Source organism: Arthrobacter sp. 10T425 (assembly GCF_056393985.1).
Genome location: NZ_JBFTGZ010000006.1, coordinates 24,342 through 39,217 on the forward strand (window position 1 = coordinate 24,342; position 14,876 = coordinate 39,217).

Consider the following 14,876-nt stretch of genomic DNA (forward strand, 5'->3'; position numbering starts at 1 on the left):
GTTCATGAGTCCGGGGGCCGCCCCCAGGCCGCTTATACATATGTATAAGCCTCTCGGCTCTTTGTAGTCAATCGGCGGATGTACCGCGTGACGCCGATCACTAATAGTTAAGGCATAGACCTCGACCGGCGCAGGAAGAAATTGCCAGGCCGACTGAAAGCACAGCAACCGGAGGACCCCAGTCATGACCACGCACAAGCCAATCGGCCCCGTTGACGCAACAAAAGTTCCCCGCTACGCGGGCCTGGGCACCTTTGCCCGGCTTCCTCAGATTGACCGGGTCCCGGACTACGACATTGCGATCGTCGGTGTCCCGTTCGACGGCGGTACGTCCTACCGCCCCGGCGCCCGCTTCGGTCCGGCCGCTGTCCGTGAAGCGTCGCGGCTCCTGCGCCCCGGCTACCACCCTGAGCTCGACGTTGAGCCGGTATACGAAGCCCAGGTTGTGGACGCCGGCGACATCGCCTGTACCCCCTACGACATCGCCCGCGCAGTCCGCGAGATCGAGGAACAGGCCCTCCCGCTCCTTGGCGACGCCGGCTCCGGCAAGAGGCTCATCTCCATCGGCGGCGACCATACCATCGCGCTCCCGATGCTGCGGGCCTTGAACAAGGTCCACGGCCCCGTGGCCCTGCTCCACTTCGACGCACACCTGGATACCTGGGACACCTATTTCGACCAGCCGGTCACGCACGGAACCATCTTCCGCCGGGCCTTCGAGGAAGGCCTTCTGGTCGAGGACAAGTCGATGCACGTCGGCATCCGCGGCCCGGTTTATGACCGCAACGATTTCCTTCGCGACCACGAGTTCGGCTTTCAGATCATCCGCTGCTCGGACCTGGACGTCATCGGGGTTCCGGCCGCGATCCAGCGCGTCAAGGACCGGCTGGGCGACACCCCGGTCTATGTCTCCATCGACATCGACGTCCTGGACCCGGCCTACGCCCCGGGCACCGGCACTCCGGAAATGGGCGGGCTCCACTCCCGCGAACTGCTGGCGCTGCTCCGCGGATTGAACGGCATCAACATCGTGGGCGCCGACGTCGTCGAGGTCGCTCCGGCCTACGACCATGCGGACATCACCACAGTCGCCGCGGCGACGCTGGTCTTCGACCTCCTCGCCCTGATGGTGAACCGCAGCAAGGCCACCGCCAACGTCACTGAGGAGCTGCAAGCGGCCACCGTCTGACCACAACTGCTGGGCTCTCGCGCCTGATTTATACATATGTATGAACAGGTCTACGGCAACTATTCAATCGCCGGATTACCACTGTGACAAAAGTCACGAATGATTGATACATCAGATCCCGTGCTCGACGAAGTGCCGGGACAGAACAAAGAGGTTCCCATGAACTCCCGGAACGCATCATGAACGCTCGACCCACTCACGCCGTCACAGCCGAAGTACCCCGGCTCGAGGACAAGACCATTCAACCCATCCCGGCCCACGAACGCCATGGCAAGGCCCGGGACCTCTTCACCATCTGGTTCGGTTCCAACATCATGATCATGACCATCGTGACCGGGGGACTCGCGACGACGGTGTTCGGGCTCAGCTTTGTGCCGGCAATCGTCGGAATCATCATTGGGAACGTTGTCGGTGGCATCTTCATGGCACTGCATTCGGCCCAGGGCCCGCAGCTGGGCGTGGCGCAGATGATTCAGACCCGCGGCCAGTTCGGTTCGTACGGGGCACTGCTGATCGTGGTCATCGTGGTGGTCATGTACATCGGGTTCTTTGCGGCGAACCTCGTCTTTGGCGGCCAAGCGCTGGCCGCAGTCACCCCGGGCATCAGCGTCGATGCAGGCATCATTGTCATTGGCGTCGTGAGCGTCGTGGCCACCATCTTCGGCTACCGGCTCATCCACGCCTATGCACGCATCTTGAGCATCGTGGCCGGTCTGGCGCTGGTGCTGGCCTTCGTCTGGATCCTGGCCGTCCACGGATTGCCGGCCAGCTTCCTGGACCAGGGAAACTTCAACTGGGTCGGCTTCATGGCCACTATCTCCGTCTCCGCCCTCTGGCAGCTCGCCTACGCTCCCTACGTCTCGGACTACTCCCGCTACATGCCTCAGGGCACCGGCTCGGCCCCGGCGTTCTGGGCGTCCTATTCAGGCTGCGTCTTGGGAACACTCTTCCCGATGGTCCTGGGTGCCCTGGTGGGAACGCTCGCACTGGCGCTGATCAGCGATGGCAGCAGCGTCGAAATAGTAGGGAGCCTGGGAGCCCTGCTCGGGCCGTGGACCATGGTGATCATCGGAATCTTCTGCCTTGGCGTTGCGGCGTCGAACGCCATGAACCTCTACTGCGGGGTCCTGTGCACCCTCACCATTGGGCAGACGTTCAGGCCGGCCTGGTTGCCCCACGCCAAGACCCGGACCATTGCGTCAATCCTCCTCTTCACCCTCGCCCTGATGATCGCGCTGTTCGCCCGTGACAATTTCATCTTCTTCTACACGAACTTCCTCTCCTTCCTGATGTACGTCCTGGTTCCCTGGACGGCCATCAACCTGGTCGATTACTACCTCCTGCGGCACGGCGACTACCGGGTTGAAGACTTCTTCAAGCGCGACGGCGGAGTGTACGGAAGGTTCAACTGGGTGGCGATCGGAGCCTATGTTGCCGGCGCACTGATCCAGGTTCCGTTCTCGGCGACAGCGATGTTCACGGGCCCCGCTGCCGCAGCGATGAACGGCGTGGACCTCTCCTGGATTGTCGGCCTGGTGGTTGTTGCACCCCTGTACTACTTCGCGGCACGCATGTTCCGGAAAACGCCGGAAGCCGCCCCCTTTCAGTCGCCCGCATTCGCAGGTGACCTGATTGAGGCGCCGCGGGCGTAACGCCCGCTCCGGCACACCGCGCACCCCGGGCACAGACCGCCCACCCCCACACCAAACTCCCGGCGCCGCGATCGGCGCAGAAAACAAAGGCGAAATATCATGACACTCACTGACCTCGAGCAGTTCACAGTCCGACGTTCCTCAGAGGAGCAAAGCTGCGCCAGCTTCCTGCCTCCGGCGGGGCACTTCATCGGCGGAACGTTTGTTTCCGGTTCCGCGACCCGGCTGATCGACGTCGTCGACCCCACCACGGAACAGGTCATCGCATCGGTTCCTGCCGGCACGGCCGCGGATGTGGACGTTGCGGTTGAAGCAGCCGTGGCGGCCCAGAAGTCCTGGGGCACCACGACACCGAAGGAACGCTCCGAGGTGCTCTCCCTGATCGCCAACATCATTGAAGCCAACCGTGAAGCCTTCGAAATCATCGAGTCCGCTAACACCGGCAAACCGCGAACCGTCGCGGAGGACGATGTCTCCAGCACCATCGACACCTTCCGGTTCATGGCCGGGGCTTCCCGCACACTGACCTCCATGGCAGGCGGCGACTACGCCACCGGACACACCTCGGTCATCCTCAGGGAACCCGTCGGCGTCGTCGGCGTCATCACCCCTTGGAACTACCCGCTGCTGATGGCTGCCTGGAAGATCGCGCCCATCCTCGCCGCCGGAAACAGCATCGTCCTCAAACCCTCGGAACAGACACCGCTCTCGACGCTGAAGCTGGCAGAACTTGTCGCCGGACGCATCCCCGACGGCATCCTCAACGTCGTGACGGGAAAGGGCCGAACCGTTGGGCAGCGACTCTCCGAACACCCTGATGTCGCCCTCGTTGCGCTGACGGGAAGCGTCGTCAGCGGACAGGCAGTGGCGGAGACCGCGGCCAGGTCCGTCAAGCGCGTCCATCTGGAACTCGGCGGCAAGGCCCCGGTCGTTGTCTTCCCCGACGCCGACCTCCGCGCGGCCGCCGCCGGCGTGCGAAACGCCGGCTTCTGGAATGCCGGCCAGGACTGCGGCGCCGCCTGCCGTGTGCTCGTGCACGAGTCCGTGGCCGAGGAGTTCACCGAACACCTGGTACGCGAAGTCAGCACGCTCGTCGTCGGCGCTCCGGGCGCAGGGGAAGACGTGGAAATCGGTCCCATGATTTCGCGCCCGCACTTCGAACGCGTGAAGGAAGCGCTTGCCGAGGCAAAAGCTGCGGGCCTTCAGGTGGCCATCGGCGGCTCGGCCTTGGAAGGCCCCGGCTACTTCATTGAACCCACCGTAATCAGCAACGTCCCGGCCGGGGCGCATATTGCTACCCACGAAATCTTTGGCCCAGTGGTCACCGTCGAGTCCTTCAGCTCCACTGAAGAGGCCATCACCCGGGCCAACGAGAGTCCCTACGGGCTTTCCGCCTCGGTATGGACCCGGGATTCGAGCCTCTCGCTCCGCATTCCGAAGCAGCTCGATTTCGGCACCGTCTGGGTCAATTCACACCTGGTGTTGGCCTGCGAGGTTCCGTGGGGCGGATTCAAGGGATCCGGCTACGGCCGCGACCTCTCGCTGTACGCCTTGGACGATTACTCCCGGACCAAGCACGTCATGATCAACCACGGCGCATGAGCGTTTAGACCAGCATCGGAGCCCAGCAATGACCACCACGAATCATCCCCACTCCGCGTCGTCGGAGCGCGCCGCAACCCCGTCCGCTCCGTTCGGGACAGACGTAACCTGGACCAACTGGGGCGGCAACCAGAGCGCCACGCCGGCCTTCACCGTCCGGCCGCGGAACGAACAGGAGGCGCTCGACGCCGTCCGGTTCGCCATCCGCGAAGGCCTCCCCGTACGTGCAGTCGGCTCAGGGCATTCGTCCTCACCGCTTGTCCAGACGGGCGGAGTCCTGATGGACATGTCCGCACTCTCGGCCATCACCGGAACCGACCTCATGGGGCGCCGTGCGAGGGCCCTGGCCGGCACCACCATCAACGCCTTTGGCGATCCGCTGTGGGAGCAGGGGCTGGCACTGGGCAACCAGGGCGACATCGACAAGCAGCAGATCGCCGGGGCACTCGCGACCAGCACCCACGGCTCCGGAAAGAACCTGGGCAGCTTCTCATCGGCACTGCGCTGGGTCCGGCTGATCAACGGTTACGGCGAAATCGTCGAAATCGGCGAAGGGCAACTCCGCGAACTCAGGGCCGCCCAGGTCGCCTTGGGGACGCTCGGAATCTTCCTGGAGGTCGAACTGGCGGTCGAGGACCGCTATTACCTGCAGGAGGAGATTACCTATCCCACGTGGGCGGAGACCGCGGCAACCTGGCAGGCCGACATCGACGGGAACCGGCACTACTCGTTCCTCTGGTGCCCGGACAACGATTCCTGTGAGCTCCTGGACCTGCCCGGTTCGCCGGGCCAGAGCATGGCAAACCGCAGCTACACCAAGCGGTACAACGTCGCCCAGGTCCAGGACGAGCGTGAAATCTCCCGCACGGAAGGTGCCCGGCTGGACCGGTCGTACCGCATCTACCCGGGCGGATTCACCACACCGTTCCATGAACTGGAGTACTTCGTTCCCAGCGAACACGGCCTGGCGGCCGTCCAGGCTGTCCAGGAGCTGATCCGCACCAAGCATTCCGACCAGAAGTACCCCGTTGAGGTCCGCTGGGTGAAAGCCGACGAAGGCTACATGTCCCAGTTCCAAGGACGCGACACCACCGTCATCACCCTGACCACCGAACCCGGGACCGACTACTGGCCCTTCTTCCGGGATGCGGATGCGGTGCTGCAGGAATTCGAGCCCCGCGCGCACTGGGGAAAGATCCATTTCATGACGAGGAGCCGGTTGGAGCGTCTCTACCCGGAGCTTGACACCTTCATCCAGATACGCCGGGAGTTCGACCCCCGCGGCATGTTCCTTAACGACCACACTCGTGCGCTCGTTGGCTAAATCAGCCATCTGGGTTAAACCGGCAAATCCGGCGTATGCCCCCGAATCGTGACCGGGGGCATGCTGCCCGCCTTGCCACATCCAACGGGGAAGAGGAGACATGAGCCATTTTCAGGACAAGGCCTACCTTGTCACCGGAGCCAGCTCCGGCATCGGTCTCGCGACCACTCGGGCCCTTCTGGCGCAAGGGGCAAAGGTTGCAGCGGTCGGTCTCCCGGACCGTCTGATTGAAGACGCAAAAAGCCAAGTCTCGGGCGCTGTGATCTTCATCGAAGCCGACGTATCTGAGTCCCAACAGGTCGATGGCGCCTTCGCCCGGGCGGAAGCAGAACTCGGGCCCCTCAGCGGGGCCTTCAACGCCGCAGGAATCTCCAGTGTTGCGCCCATCGCCGAAACATCCGACGAGCTGTGGCAGAGACTGATCCGGGTGAACTTGACCGGCACTTTCCACTTCGCCCGGGCAGCGGCGCGGACACTCTCGGCCAACGGCGGTGGATCGCTGGTCTGCACTGCCAGCGAGCTGTCACTCGTCGGCCAGGCAGGCTACACCGCATACACCGCGACCAAGGGCGGCGTGCTGTCGATGATGCGGTCACTGGCCGCCGAACTCGCACCGGCCGGCGTCCGGGTCAACGCACTGTCGCCGGGCACGACAGATACCCCGATGCTTGCGGCCGAGTTCGCGAACGAAGAAGAACGCGCCCGGGACGAAGTGTCCGTGCCGCTTGGCCGGTTCGCCCTGCCCGAGGAGATTGCAGCCGCGGCGCTGTGGCTGTTGGGTCCTGAATCCTCGTATGTCACGGGAACAAACCTTGTTGTCGATGGTGGTCGGACCACGACGTTCCCACTCGGACATTGAATCCCACATCCAACGCACCTAGTGAAAGGCAACATCACATGAGCTCTGTTCTGGTCACAGGTGGTGCCGGATTCACCGGACGCCACATCGTCAACGAACTCGCCGACGCCGGCCATCAAACAGTCAGCTACAACCGGGACTTCATCGAGGCGCCACGCCCCGACGTCGTTTCCGTCCAGGGCGAACTGTTCGATATCCCCCGTCTCCTCGAAGTATTCAAGGAGCACGACGTCGACACCATCGTCCATACCGCCGCCATATCCCACCCGACCTATTCCCTGAGCTTTCCCCTGGCTACGTTTGCTGCCAACGTCGAGGGAACGGTGGCGGTTTTCGAGGCGGCACGACTCCACGGCGTCAAACGGATCATCAACTTCTCTTCTGAGTGCGTGTACGGAAAGACCTCAGCACCGGTGGTTCTCGAATCGGAGCCAGTAAATCCGACGACGCCTTACGCCGTGACGAAGGTTACCGGGGAATGGCTCGGACGGGTCTACGGCGACAGGTATGGAATCGACGTCATCTCCCTGCGCATCGGCCAGGTTTACGGACCCGGAAACCGCATGGATGAAGTCATGCGGGACATTATGCGCGGCGTAGTCCGCGACGGTTCATTCTCACAGGACCACGGGGCCGACCACCGCTACAACCTTGTCTACGTCCGCGACGTCGCTCTTGCCGTCCTGGCGGCAGTCCAGGCACCAGAAACGGCCCGGGCCAGGCCCCTGGCCTACAACATCTCCGGCAGCGAGTACTGGACACTCAGCGACGTCGTCAAAGAAGTTCGAATCGCATTCCCGGACGCCTCCGTGGAGATCGGGCCCGGGACGGATCCAACCTTGGATCTGCAGGGCCACTTCAGCATCGCTTCCGCAGCCGCGGATCTCGGCTACGAATCGGTCTGGCCGCTGCATCGGGCCCTCGCCGACTACGCCGACTGGCTCTCCACCCATGACTTCTGACCCCTTTCTTCTGACTCATTTCTTCTAACTGACTCATTTCTTCGAAGAGGGACGAACATGACATTCGATAGAAGCGGCTGGAGGCAGGGGGCGGCCTGCGTTGCCGCGTTGACCTTCGACGTCGACGCCGAGTCGCCCGTCCTGGCCGCCGGCCGGCGCTACGCCGACAATGCGATGGCGATGACCCACCAGGCGTTCGGACCCAAGGTGGGTGTTCCCCGGATTCTCCAGATGTTGAAGGATGTGCAGCAGCCGGCGACATTCTTCATTCCAGGAGTAACCGCGGAGCGGTATCCCCGCATGGTGGAACAGGTCCTGGAATCGGGTCATGAGATCGCGCACCACTCACACACTCACCGCACCGCGGTGAACATGAGTTTCGACGACGAACGCGCCGACTTCGATCTGGCGCTAGCTGCACTCGGGCGTTTCGGCATTTCTCCAAAGGGGCATCGCGCCGCACTGTGGGAGCCCTCGTGGCAGACACCGTCGTTGGTGGCTGAATACGGGCTGAAATACGATTCCAGCCTGATGGACGCGGACGTCCCCTATCTCATCGAAACCCCCGCAGGCACAGTTGCGGAGCTCCCCCCACATTGGAGTCTGGATGACTGGGAGCAGTATGCCTTCCTTCCGGAACCCAAGATCGGTGAAATCATCCAGTCGCCACTTGTCGTGGCGGACATGTGGATTCATGAGATCGACGCAATGCGACGTCATGGTGCTCTTTTCATGCTCACTTGCCACCCGTTCCTCACTGGGCGGGCAGGACGGCTGGAGGCGCTGCGGACCGTGATCGAAACTGCGCTGGAACGAGGCGATGTCCGCTTCTCGACGTGCGAAGCGCTCGCGGAAGCGGCACTCGGTGACCCCGCATTGATTGCCGAGCCCCTCAATCCAGTTACAGCATCCGAGGAGCTCTATCCGGACTACTGAATTTTGGCCCAGTAGTGAACGTGGCCGCGCTGTTGTGGTTGGCTTTTGAGATCATCAATATCGCATGGCCGCGGCAGCCAGAAGCGACCTGGTACCAAAACTACGCAGTGATTGTAGTTTTCGTGCTCCTCGGCCTGGCGGGTTTTGCGGTGGAGAGGCGCCTGCGTAGACGCAATAGCGCCCACATGGCGGCAGCGGCAGGGCCAGGGCCAGAGCCAGAATTGCTGAACGTCGGGTCGTGAGCGCCGCCCTAGCAAGAAATTGGCTGGTAGTCCCCGTCAGTAAGGCCCACTGACGGGGGTGTCCTTCCGCGGTTCTGGCCGCCCGGGACGGATCTCAGGCGACGCGGATGCGACAAGTCCGGGTTAGAGCGATGCGTAGATCCTGCCGGCTGCTGTCAGTTGGCCGTTCGTTTGGTAGAGGGCCGAAGGGCCCAGGGCCGGATCGGAGGGCTCCCTGGCGTACCACGCGAACCGTTCGACGAATGGCATCGCCCGCATCCCGGCGACAGCAGCCCGCATGAAACTGTGTACTTCTGTGCGTGTGTGCCGGGAGGGGCGCGAGGGGGTCGCAGACCAGTCCGCGACGGAAAATTCGGTAACCCACACAGGCCTCTCATACTTGTCGTGCAGATTCCTGACCTTCGAAAGGAAGCTCTCAGCATTTGGCCAGCCGTAGCTGTGCATCGTCATGAAGTCGACGCGCAGGTTGGCCCTGGCCGCCTTCGTCATGAACTTATCCAACCACGGGCTGGTCGAGCTGACGGTGCACGGGGACCCCAGTCTGAGGCCGGTGGACTGGAGCTGGGGCCAAAGTCGCATGGCCTCGTCAACGGACATGTTGGCCTGGCTGGAGTAGTCAGGCTCGTTGAAGCCGAGAAGGTTCTTGGTTCTCGTCACGGGAAGCTGGCGGATCACGTCGCCGATAGAATTATTCTTGATCAGGGCTTTCCCGCTCCAGACCATCGGGACGAATCCTGGGTTGGTGGTGACGGTATATGTCGATCCCCATGAGTAGTACCAGCTGGCGTTGAGGGCCCGGATCTGCCGAAGCGCCAGTGCGTCTGTGCCGCCGCAGGCTGCGCCTTTGAGCGCCAGGGGCCGAGCAGCCGCCGCGGGGACAGGAGCCGCTGACAGAACCCCTGGAAGGGTCAGGGCGGCCAGTGGTAATGCGAGAAATGTCCGGCGTTCCATTGTATTCCTTCTCTCGATGCGAAGCGGGTCGAGACCAGGATCTGACGCGAGTCACGCTACGCCGTTGTATCGGCGTTAGTAAGAATCGTTCGGCCCTATTTGCAACAAACGCATGGCTTTGCCCTGCAGCAGGGGACAAAGCCATGCGCCTGTTTATTACCGCTGGGAGGCTACTCCGGAACCACCAGGGCGGGGGTGTCCTTCCGGATGGTCTCGCCCCGGAAGAAGCCCGGATGCAGTTTCGCGGCGACCAGCATGATCACGACGCCCAGGGCGAGGATGCCGATCCCCAGAATGAACACCAGGCCCACGCCGAAGACCTCTGAGCCGCTGCCGAATTCCGGTGCCCAGCTGTCCACGGCGGTCTGGAAGAAGACCACGGTGAGGACCAGGCCGCCCAGGACCGGGAACAGCAGCCGCATGAAGAAGTTGCGGACGCTGGAGAACAGGCTGTGCCGGAAGTACCAGGTGCAGGCGAAGGCCGTGAGGCCGTAGTAGAAGCAGATCATCAGGCCCAGGGCCATGATGGTGTCATTGAGGACGTTCTCGCTGACTACCTTCATGACGGCGTAGAAGCCGCCGGAGATCACACCGGCAATCACCGTTGCGAAACCGGGGGACCCGAACCGCTTGCTGACGGATGCGAAGCGCGGCGGCAGCGCCCCGTAGTGGCCCATCGCCAGCAGGCTGCGGGCGGGTGAGGCCATGGTGGACTGCAGGGACGACGCGGTGCCGGAGAGTACGGCCAAAGACATCAGGATGGCCAGCGGGCCCATGACGGGGGAAGCCAGTGCCGCAAAGATATTCGACTGGTTGTCCGGGTTGTTCAGGCCGATGCCGTCGGTTCCGGTGCCGGCAACCATCATGGTGGCCACGATCGCGACGAGGTAAAGGGCCAGGACGGCGACCGCCGTCGTGGTTCCTGCCCGGCCGGCGGTACCCTTGCCGCCCTTGGTTTCCTCGTTGACGGTGAGGCAGACGTCCCAGCCCCAGTAGACGAAGACGGCCAGTGACATGCCGGCGGCGAACTGCTCGAAGCTGCCGATCTTCATCGGGTTGAACCAGTCCCAGCTGAAGGCGATTGCGGTGCCCGAGTCGCCCGAGGCGGCGTGGGTGAGTGCCATGACGACGAAGATGCCCAGGACGAGGACCTGGAATCCGACCATGGTGTACTGCACCAGCTTGGTGGCGTGCAGGCCGCGGTAGCTGACCCAGACGGCCAGTGCCACGAACACCAGGCACGTCATGATGTTTACGGCCGTGTTGGAGGTCAGGTCCGCGAGGTCCGGGTTGTTGAACACCTGGGCCAGGAAGAGGTAGAAGAAGTCCACCGCGACGCCGGCCAGGTTGGACAGGACGATGATGTTGGCGGCCAGCAGACCCCAGCCGCCCAGCCAGCCGACGAACGGGCCGAACGCCTTGGTGGCCCACGTGAAGGTGGTGCCGCTGTCCGGTGAATCGGCGTTGAGCTCACGGTAGGCGAACGCCACCAGGATCATCGGGATGAACGCGACAATGAAGATCGCCGGCAGCTGCAGGCCCACGGCGCCGACGGCGGGTCCCAGCGAACTGGTCAGGCTGTAGGCGGGTGCCACGGAGGAGATGCCGAGGACGACGACGGCGAGCAGGCCCAGCTGGCCGCCCTTGAGCCCCTTGCCCGAGATGCCGTGCTTGGAACCGGCCGGATCGACGACGTCGTGCGTGATGGTGCCGTCTTCGCGGCCGATAGTCTGACTCATTGCTGACCTTTTTTCTGGGGGACGGATGGTTGCTGTTGGGTGATGCAGTGGATGCCGCCGCCGCGGGCGAAGAGCTCGCGGGCGTCGATGCCGACTACCCTGCGGCCGGGGTAGGCGTCGCCAAGGATGCGCAAGGCTTTTTCGTCCATCGGGTCGCCGAAGGTGCAGGCGATGACGCCGCCGTTGACCACCAGGTGGTTGATGTAGCTGTAGTCGACAAACCCCTCCTCATCCGTCAGGGTTTCCGGGGCGGGGACCTCGATGATGTTCCATTCGCGGCCGGCCGCGTCCCGGGTGGTGGCGAGGTGGCTGATGATGGCCCGGCAGACTTCGAAGTCGGGGTGTGCCGGGTTCTGTTGGGAATGGACCAGCACGGTGCCCGGGGACGGGATGGCCGCAACGATGTCGACGTGGCCGCGCGTGCCGAACCGTTCCGAATCCCGGGTCAGGCCGCGGGGAAGCCAGACGACGTGGCTTACGCCCAGGGTCCGGCCCAGCTCGGCTTCGACGTCGGCCTTGCTGAGCCCGGGGTTGCGGCCCGGATCGAGCTGGACCGTCTCGGTGACGAGGACGGTGCCTTCGCCGTCGACGTGGATGCCGCCGCCCTCGTTCACCAGCGGCGAGACAAGGTGGCTGGCCCCCGAGCGGGCCGCGACGGCCGACGCCACGAGCGCGTCCTTGTCCCAGGCGGCCCAGTCCTGGCCGCCCCAGCCGTTGAAGACCCAGTCGACGGCGCCGAGCCGGCCGCCGTCGTCGAGGACGAACGTGGGGCCTATGTCCCGCATCCAGGCGTCGTTCAGCGCGGCGGGGACCACCTCGATATCCGGGTGGAGGTAGTCCGCCGCGGTCTGCACATCCGCCGGCGCCACCAGCATGGTGACCGGTTCGAATTCCACGACGGCGTTCGCGACGGCGGCCCAGACGGAGCGGGCGGCGTGGGCTTCTGCCGCTGTTTCGCCCAGGGTGTAGCCGCCGGTGGGGAACGCCATCCAGACACGGTCCTGGGGCGCCGTTTCGGACGGCATCCGCCACGCGCTCATGCGGTGGCCTTGCTGGTGTCGGCGCCGAGCGGGGCGTCGGGGCGTACCGGTTCGGTCAGCCGCCCGTACGTGTCCGGGCGTCGGGTGGCCAGGAAGGGGAAAAGCGTGAGCCAGTCCCGGCGCTGGTCGAGGTCGAGGTCCGCGACGAGCACCGCGGATTCGTCCCGCGGTGCCTGGGCAAGGATCCGGCCGTAGGGATCGGCGATGAAGGAGGAACCGTAGAAGTTCAGCGTGCCTTCGCTGCCCCAGCGGTTGGGGACCACCATGAACAGCCCGTTGGCGATGCCGTTGCCGACGATGACCTGCTGCCACAACGGCTGGGTGTCGAAGTCGGGGTGGTCGGGCTCGGAGCCGATGGCTGTGGGGTAGACCAGGAGTTCCGCGCCGCCGAGGGAGTAGATCCGCGCCAGCTCCGGGAACCACTCGTCCCAGCAGGTGGGCATGCCCAACCGTGCGCCGCCGAGTTCGGCGGGGGAGTGGACCTCGTAGGCATCGTCGCCGTCCGGGCCCTGGCGGAAGAATTTGTCCTCGTAGTAGCCTGCCGTGACGGGAATGTGGAGCTTGTGGGTGCGGGCCAGGAGTTCGCCCCCGGGGGACACCAGGATGGCGGTGTTCAGGCCCAGGCCGTCGTCTGTGCCGTCCGGATTCTCCGCCTTCTGGTACAGCGAAGCGTGGACGCAGATGCCGTGCCTCCGGGCCGCGTCCGCCGCGAACCGGAACGTGGGGCCGGTGAACAGGTCCTCGGCAATGTCCGAGGGCCGCGGGCGCGTGGTCCCGCCGCGGGCGGCGTCATTTTCGGGAAGCGTGTCCGCGGGGTAGCGGGACAGCGTGAGCTCGGGGAGGAAGACGACGGCTGCTCCCAGCCGGGCGGCGCGCCCGATGCCTTCGTCCAGTTCGGCGTGCAGGGCCGCGGCGTCAGGATGCCAACGGTGCTGCACGACGCCGATCCGCAGTGCCGGCCGGCTGGAGGGCAGCGTGCGGGCGAGGGAGGGCGGGGTGTCGAGGGACGTGATTTCGATCATGGCTACTCCAGTGAGACGGGCGTCACATTAATGAACGTTGTTCATTTAGTTTGAGGGTGATGGCCGCACGGGGCAAGACCTAATATGAATAAAGTTCATTTATTTATTCGGGGTGGAACCCGCGCCGTCCCCGGGCCGGCAGCCGGACCGCTACTGGACCACGGCGCGGACCTCCCCTGCGGGCCGTAAGGCCCTAGACCGTGGATTAGTCCCGGCAGAGTCTGGGGTATGACTCAAACGAACCCGGGGCCGGCCCCGGACATCAGGGCCGCCCAACTCAAGGAACAGCCCACGGCGGTGGTGCATGAGACAGTCCCGATGAATGCGTTGCGGGATTTTTTCGGCCGTGCCTTCGCCGCCGTCATGGGTGCGGTGCAGGAGCAGCATGTCCAGTTGGCCGGACCCCCGTTCGCGCTGTACCGCGGCATGCCGACCGACGTCGTCGACGTCGAAGCGGGGTTCCCCCTCGCCGCGCCTTTCACGAACCCCAGTGGCGCGGACACGGCGGTTGTCGCCGGCACCCTCCCCGCAGGCCAGGCCTACGAGGCGATGCACATCGGTCCCTACGAATCACTGCAGCGTACTTACGGCGCGATCATGGCGCGGATGCGGCAGGACGGCGCGAGCCCGGGAGCAGCAATGTGGGAGTACTACCTTACCGATCCCGGCGTCGAACCCGATCCAGCGAAGTGGCAGACGCTCGTGGTCTGGCCGGTCGACTGAAATGCCGCACCTGCACTGCCCGGCCGCCGCGCGGAGGGGCCCCGGCCGGGGGCCGCTGCCCGGGTTTCCAGGGCCCGTCCGACTCATTCTGTCTGATAGGCCACACTATTGCTCTACTCCATGCATAATGTCCTAAACTGCTTCACTGAGGTGCCTGAAATGGCGCTGCGCAGCAACGAAAGTGAACCCCGATATGGCTACCGATTACGACGCCCCACGCAAGACAGAAGAAGAATCTCCCGCTGAGTCGCTGGAGGCCCTTCAGGCGTCCCGCGGCGGCGGCGCGCAGACCGCTGTGATCGACGTCGATGAGAACGACACCGCTGAAGGCATTGATCTTCCCGGTGCGGATCTGTCCGGCGAAGAGCTGACGGTCATTGTTGTTCCGGAGCAGTCCGATGAATTCACCTGCTCCTCCTGCTTCCTGGTCCGTCACAGGTCCCAGGTGGCCCTTGAGAAGAACGGCATGAAGTACTGCCGCGACTGCGAAGGCTAAAACCTTCCGGCAACAGACAGGCCGTACGAAGCGCCGGACCCGCGAGGGTGCCGGCGCTTCGCCGTTCCCGGCCAGGCCTGCTGCTGGCGGTGTTATCTGTTCGTGAACGACCTTCACGAACAGGGTCCGTGCAATCCGT

At 64.2% G+C, this 14,876-nt stretch carries 13 protein-coding genes; 9 read left to right on the forward strand and 4 right to left on the reverse strand.

What is annotated here, in order from left to right; genetic code table 11:
* The first annotated feature begins 184 nt into the window (after positions 1–184).
* The 7 genes from speB (at position 185) to AC1DDH_RS08915 (ending at position 8,524) form a co-directional block, all read left to right on the forward strand.
* The gene (gene speB / locus AC1DDH_RS08885) at positions 185–1,189 is read left to right on the forward strand and encodes an agmatinase (RefSeq protein WP_223914344.1); all 1,005 of its coding nucleotides are present in this window, start codon (positions 185–187) and stop codon (positions 1,187–1,189) included.
* Positions 1,190–1,368: 179 nt separating this feature from the next.
* Positions 1,369–2,841 carry a purine-cytosine permease family protein gene (locus tag AC1DDH_RS08890; RefSeq protein ID WP_476851562.1) on the forward strand — a complete coding sequence of 491 codons (1,473 nt, stop codon included), beginning with the start codon at positions 1,369–1,371 and terminating at the stop codon, positions 2,839–2,841.
* A gap of 99 nt (positions 2,842–2,940) precedes the next feature.
* Positions 2,941–4,443: an aminobutyraldehyde dehydrogenase gene (locus tag AC1DDH_RS08895; protein ID WP_476851561.1), complete on the forward strand. Its 1,503-nt coding sequence runs from the start codon at positions 2,941–2,943 to the stop codon at positions 4,441–4,443.
* 28 nt (positions 4,444–4,471) lie between these two features.
* A complete protein-coding gene (locus AC1DDH_RS08900; protein ID WP_476955264.1) occupies positions 4,472–5,767 on the forward strand; it encodes a D-arabinono-1,4-lactone oxidase in 1,296 nt (431 codons plus the stop codon).
* Between the two features lie 100 nt (positions 5,768–5,867).
* Positions 5,868–6,626, forward strand: a complete 759-nt coding sequence (locus tag AC1DDH_RS08905; RefSeq protein WP_476955265.1) for an SDR family NAD(P)-dependent oxidoreductase — start codon at positions 5,868–5,870, stop codon at positions 6,624–6,626.
* A 38-nt stretch (positions 6,627–6,664) separates the two neighbouring features.
* Positions 6,665–7,588 (forward strand): NAD-dependent epimerase/dehydratase family protein, encoded by a 924-nt coding sequence (locus AC1DDH_RS08910; protein WP_476955266.1) that lies wholly within the window; start codon positions 6,665–6,667, stop codon positions 7,586–7,588.
* A gap of 57 nt (positions 7,589–7,645) precedes the next feature.
* Positions 7,646–8,524, forward strand: coding sequence for a polysaccharide deacetylase family protein (locus tag AC1DDH_RS08915; RefSeq protein ID WP_476860114.1), 879 nt, complete (start codon positions 7,646–7,648; stop codon positions 8,522–8,524).
* 365 nt (positions 8,525–8,889) lie between these two features.
* Here the strand turns inward: AC1DDH_RS08915 and AC1DDH_RS08920 are convergent, their stop codons facing one another.
* The 4 genes from AC1DDH_RS08920 to AC1DDH_RS08935 all read right to left on the reverse strand — a co-directional run bounded on the left by AC1DDH_RS08920 (position 8,890) and on the right by AC1DDH_RS08935 (position 13,518).
* Positions 8,890–9,717, reverse strand: coding sequence for a glycosyl hydrolase (locus tag AC1DDH_RS08920; RefSeq protein ID WP_476955267.1), 828 nt, complete (start codon positions 9,715–9,717; stop codon positions 8,890–8,892).
* Positions 9,718–9,887: 170 nt separating this feature from the next.
* The gene (locus AC1DDH_RS08925) at positions 9,888–11,456 is read right to left on the reverse strand and encodes an APC family permease (protein WP_476851555.1); all 1,569 of its coding nucleotides are present in this window, start codon (positions 11,454–11,456) and stop codon (positions 9,888–9,890) included.
* Positions 11,453–12,496 carry an agmatine deiminase family protein gene (locus AC1DDH_RS08930; protein ID WP_476860117.1) on the reverse strand — a complete coding sequence of 348 codons (1,044 nt, stop codon included), beginning with the start codon at positions 12,494–12,496 and terminating at the stop codon, positions 11,453–11,455. Before AC1DDH_RS08930 ends, AC1DDH_RS08925 begins: the two co-directional genes overlap by 4 nt.
* Positions 12,493–13,518: a nitrilase-related carbon-nitrogen hydrolase gene (locus tag AC1DDH_RS08935; protein ID WP_476955268.1), complete on the reverse strand. Its 1,026-nt coding sequence runs from the start codon at positions 13,516–13,518 to the stop codon at positions 12,493–12,495. Before AC1DDH_RS08935 ends, AC1DDH_RS08930 begins: the two co-directional genes overlap by 4 nt.
* A gap of 228 nt (positions 13,519–13,746) precedes the next feature.
* Between AC1DDH_RS08935 and AC1DDH_RS08940 the strand changes: the two genes are divergently transcribed.
* The gene (locus tag AC1DDH_RS08940; RefSeq protein WP_290370286.1) at positions 13,747–14,241 is read left to right on the forward strand and encodes a GyrI-like domain-containing protein; all 495 of its coding nucleotides are present in this window, start codon (positions 13,747–13,749) and stop codon (positions 14,239–14,241) included.
* Positions 14,242–14,434: 193 nt separating this feature from the next.
* Positions 14,435–14,737, forward strand: coding sequence for a DUF4193 domain-containing protein (locus AC1DDH_RS08945; RefSeq protein WP_018775830.1), 303 nt, complete (start codon positions 14,435–14,437; stop codon positions 14,735–14,737).
* Positions 14,738–14,876 lie beyond the last annotated feature (139 nt).

Excerpts from the sequence above, each read along its gene's own strand:
- speB (WP_223914344.1), top strand. The coding sequence starts at position 185 with ATGACCACGCACAAGCCAATCGGCCCCGTTGACGCAACAAAAGTTCCC.
- AC1DDH_RS08890 (WP_476851562.1), top strand. The coding sequence starts at position 1,369 with ATGAACGCTCGACCCACTCACGCCGTCACAGCCGAAGTACCCCGGCTC.
- AC1DDH_RS08895 (WP_476851561.1), top strand. The coding sequence starts at position 2,941 with ATGACACTCACTGACCTCGAGCAGTTCACAGTCCGACGTTCCTCAGAG.
- AC1DDH_RS08900 (WP_476955264.1), top strand. The coding sequence starts at position 4,472 with ATGACCACCACGAATCATCCCCACTCCGCGTCGTCGGAGCGCGCCGCA.
- AC1DDH_RS08905 (WP_476955265.1), top strand. The coding sequence starts at position 5,868 with ATGAGCCATTTTCAGGACAAGGCCTACCTTGTCACCGGAGCCAGCTCC.
- AC1DDH_RS08910 (WP_476955266.1), top strand. The coding sequence starts at position 6,665 with ATGAGCTCTGTTCTGGTCACAGGTGGTGCCGGATTCACCGGACGCCAC.
- AC1DDH_RS08915 (WP_476860114.1), top strand. The coding sequence starts at position 7,646 with ATGACATTCGATAGAAGCGGCTGGAGGCAGGGGGCGGCCTGCGTTGCC.
- AC1DDH_RS08920 (WP_476955267.1), bottom strand. The coding sequence starts at position 9,717 with ATGGAACGCCGGACATTTCTCGCATTACCACTGGCCGCCCTGACCCTT.
- AC1DDH_RS08925 (WP_476851555.1), bottom strand. The coding sequence starts at position 11,456 with ATGAGTCAGACTATCGGCCGCGAAGACGGCACCATCACGCACGACGTC.
- AC1DDH_RS08930 (WP_476860117.1), bottom strand. The coding sequence starts at position 12,496 with ATGAGCGCGTGGCGGATGCCGTCCGAAACGGCGCCCCAGGACCGTGTC.
- AC1DDH_RS08935 (WP_476955268.1), bottom strand. The coding sequence starts at position 13,518 with ATGATCGAAATCACGTCCCTCGACACCCCGCCCTCCCTCGCCCGCACG.
- AC1DDH_RS08940 (WP_290370286.1), top strand. The coding sequence starts at position 13,747 with ATGACTCAAACGAACCCGGGGCCGGCCCCGGACATCAGGGCCGCCCAA.
- AC1DDH_RS08945 (WP_018775830.1), top strand. The coding sequence starts at position 14,435 with ATGGCTACCGATTACGACGCCCCACGCAAGACAGAAGAAGAATCTCCC.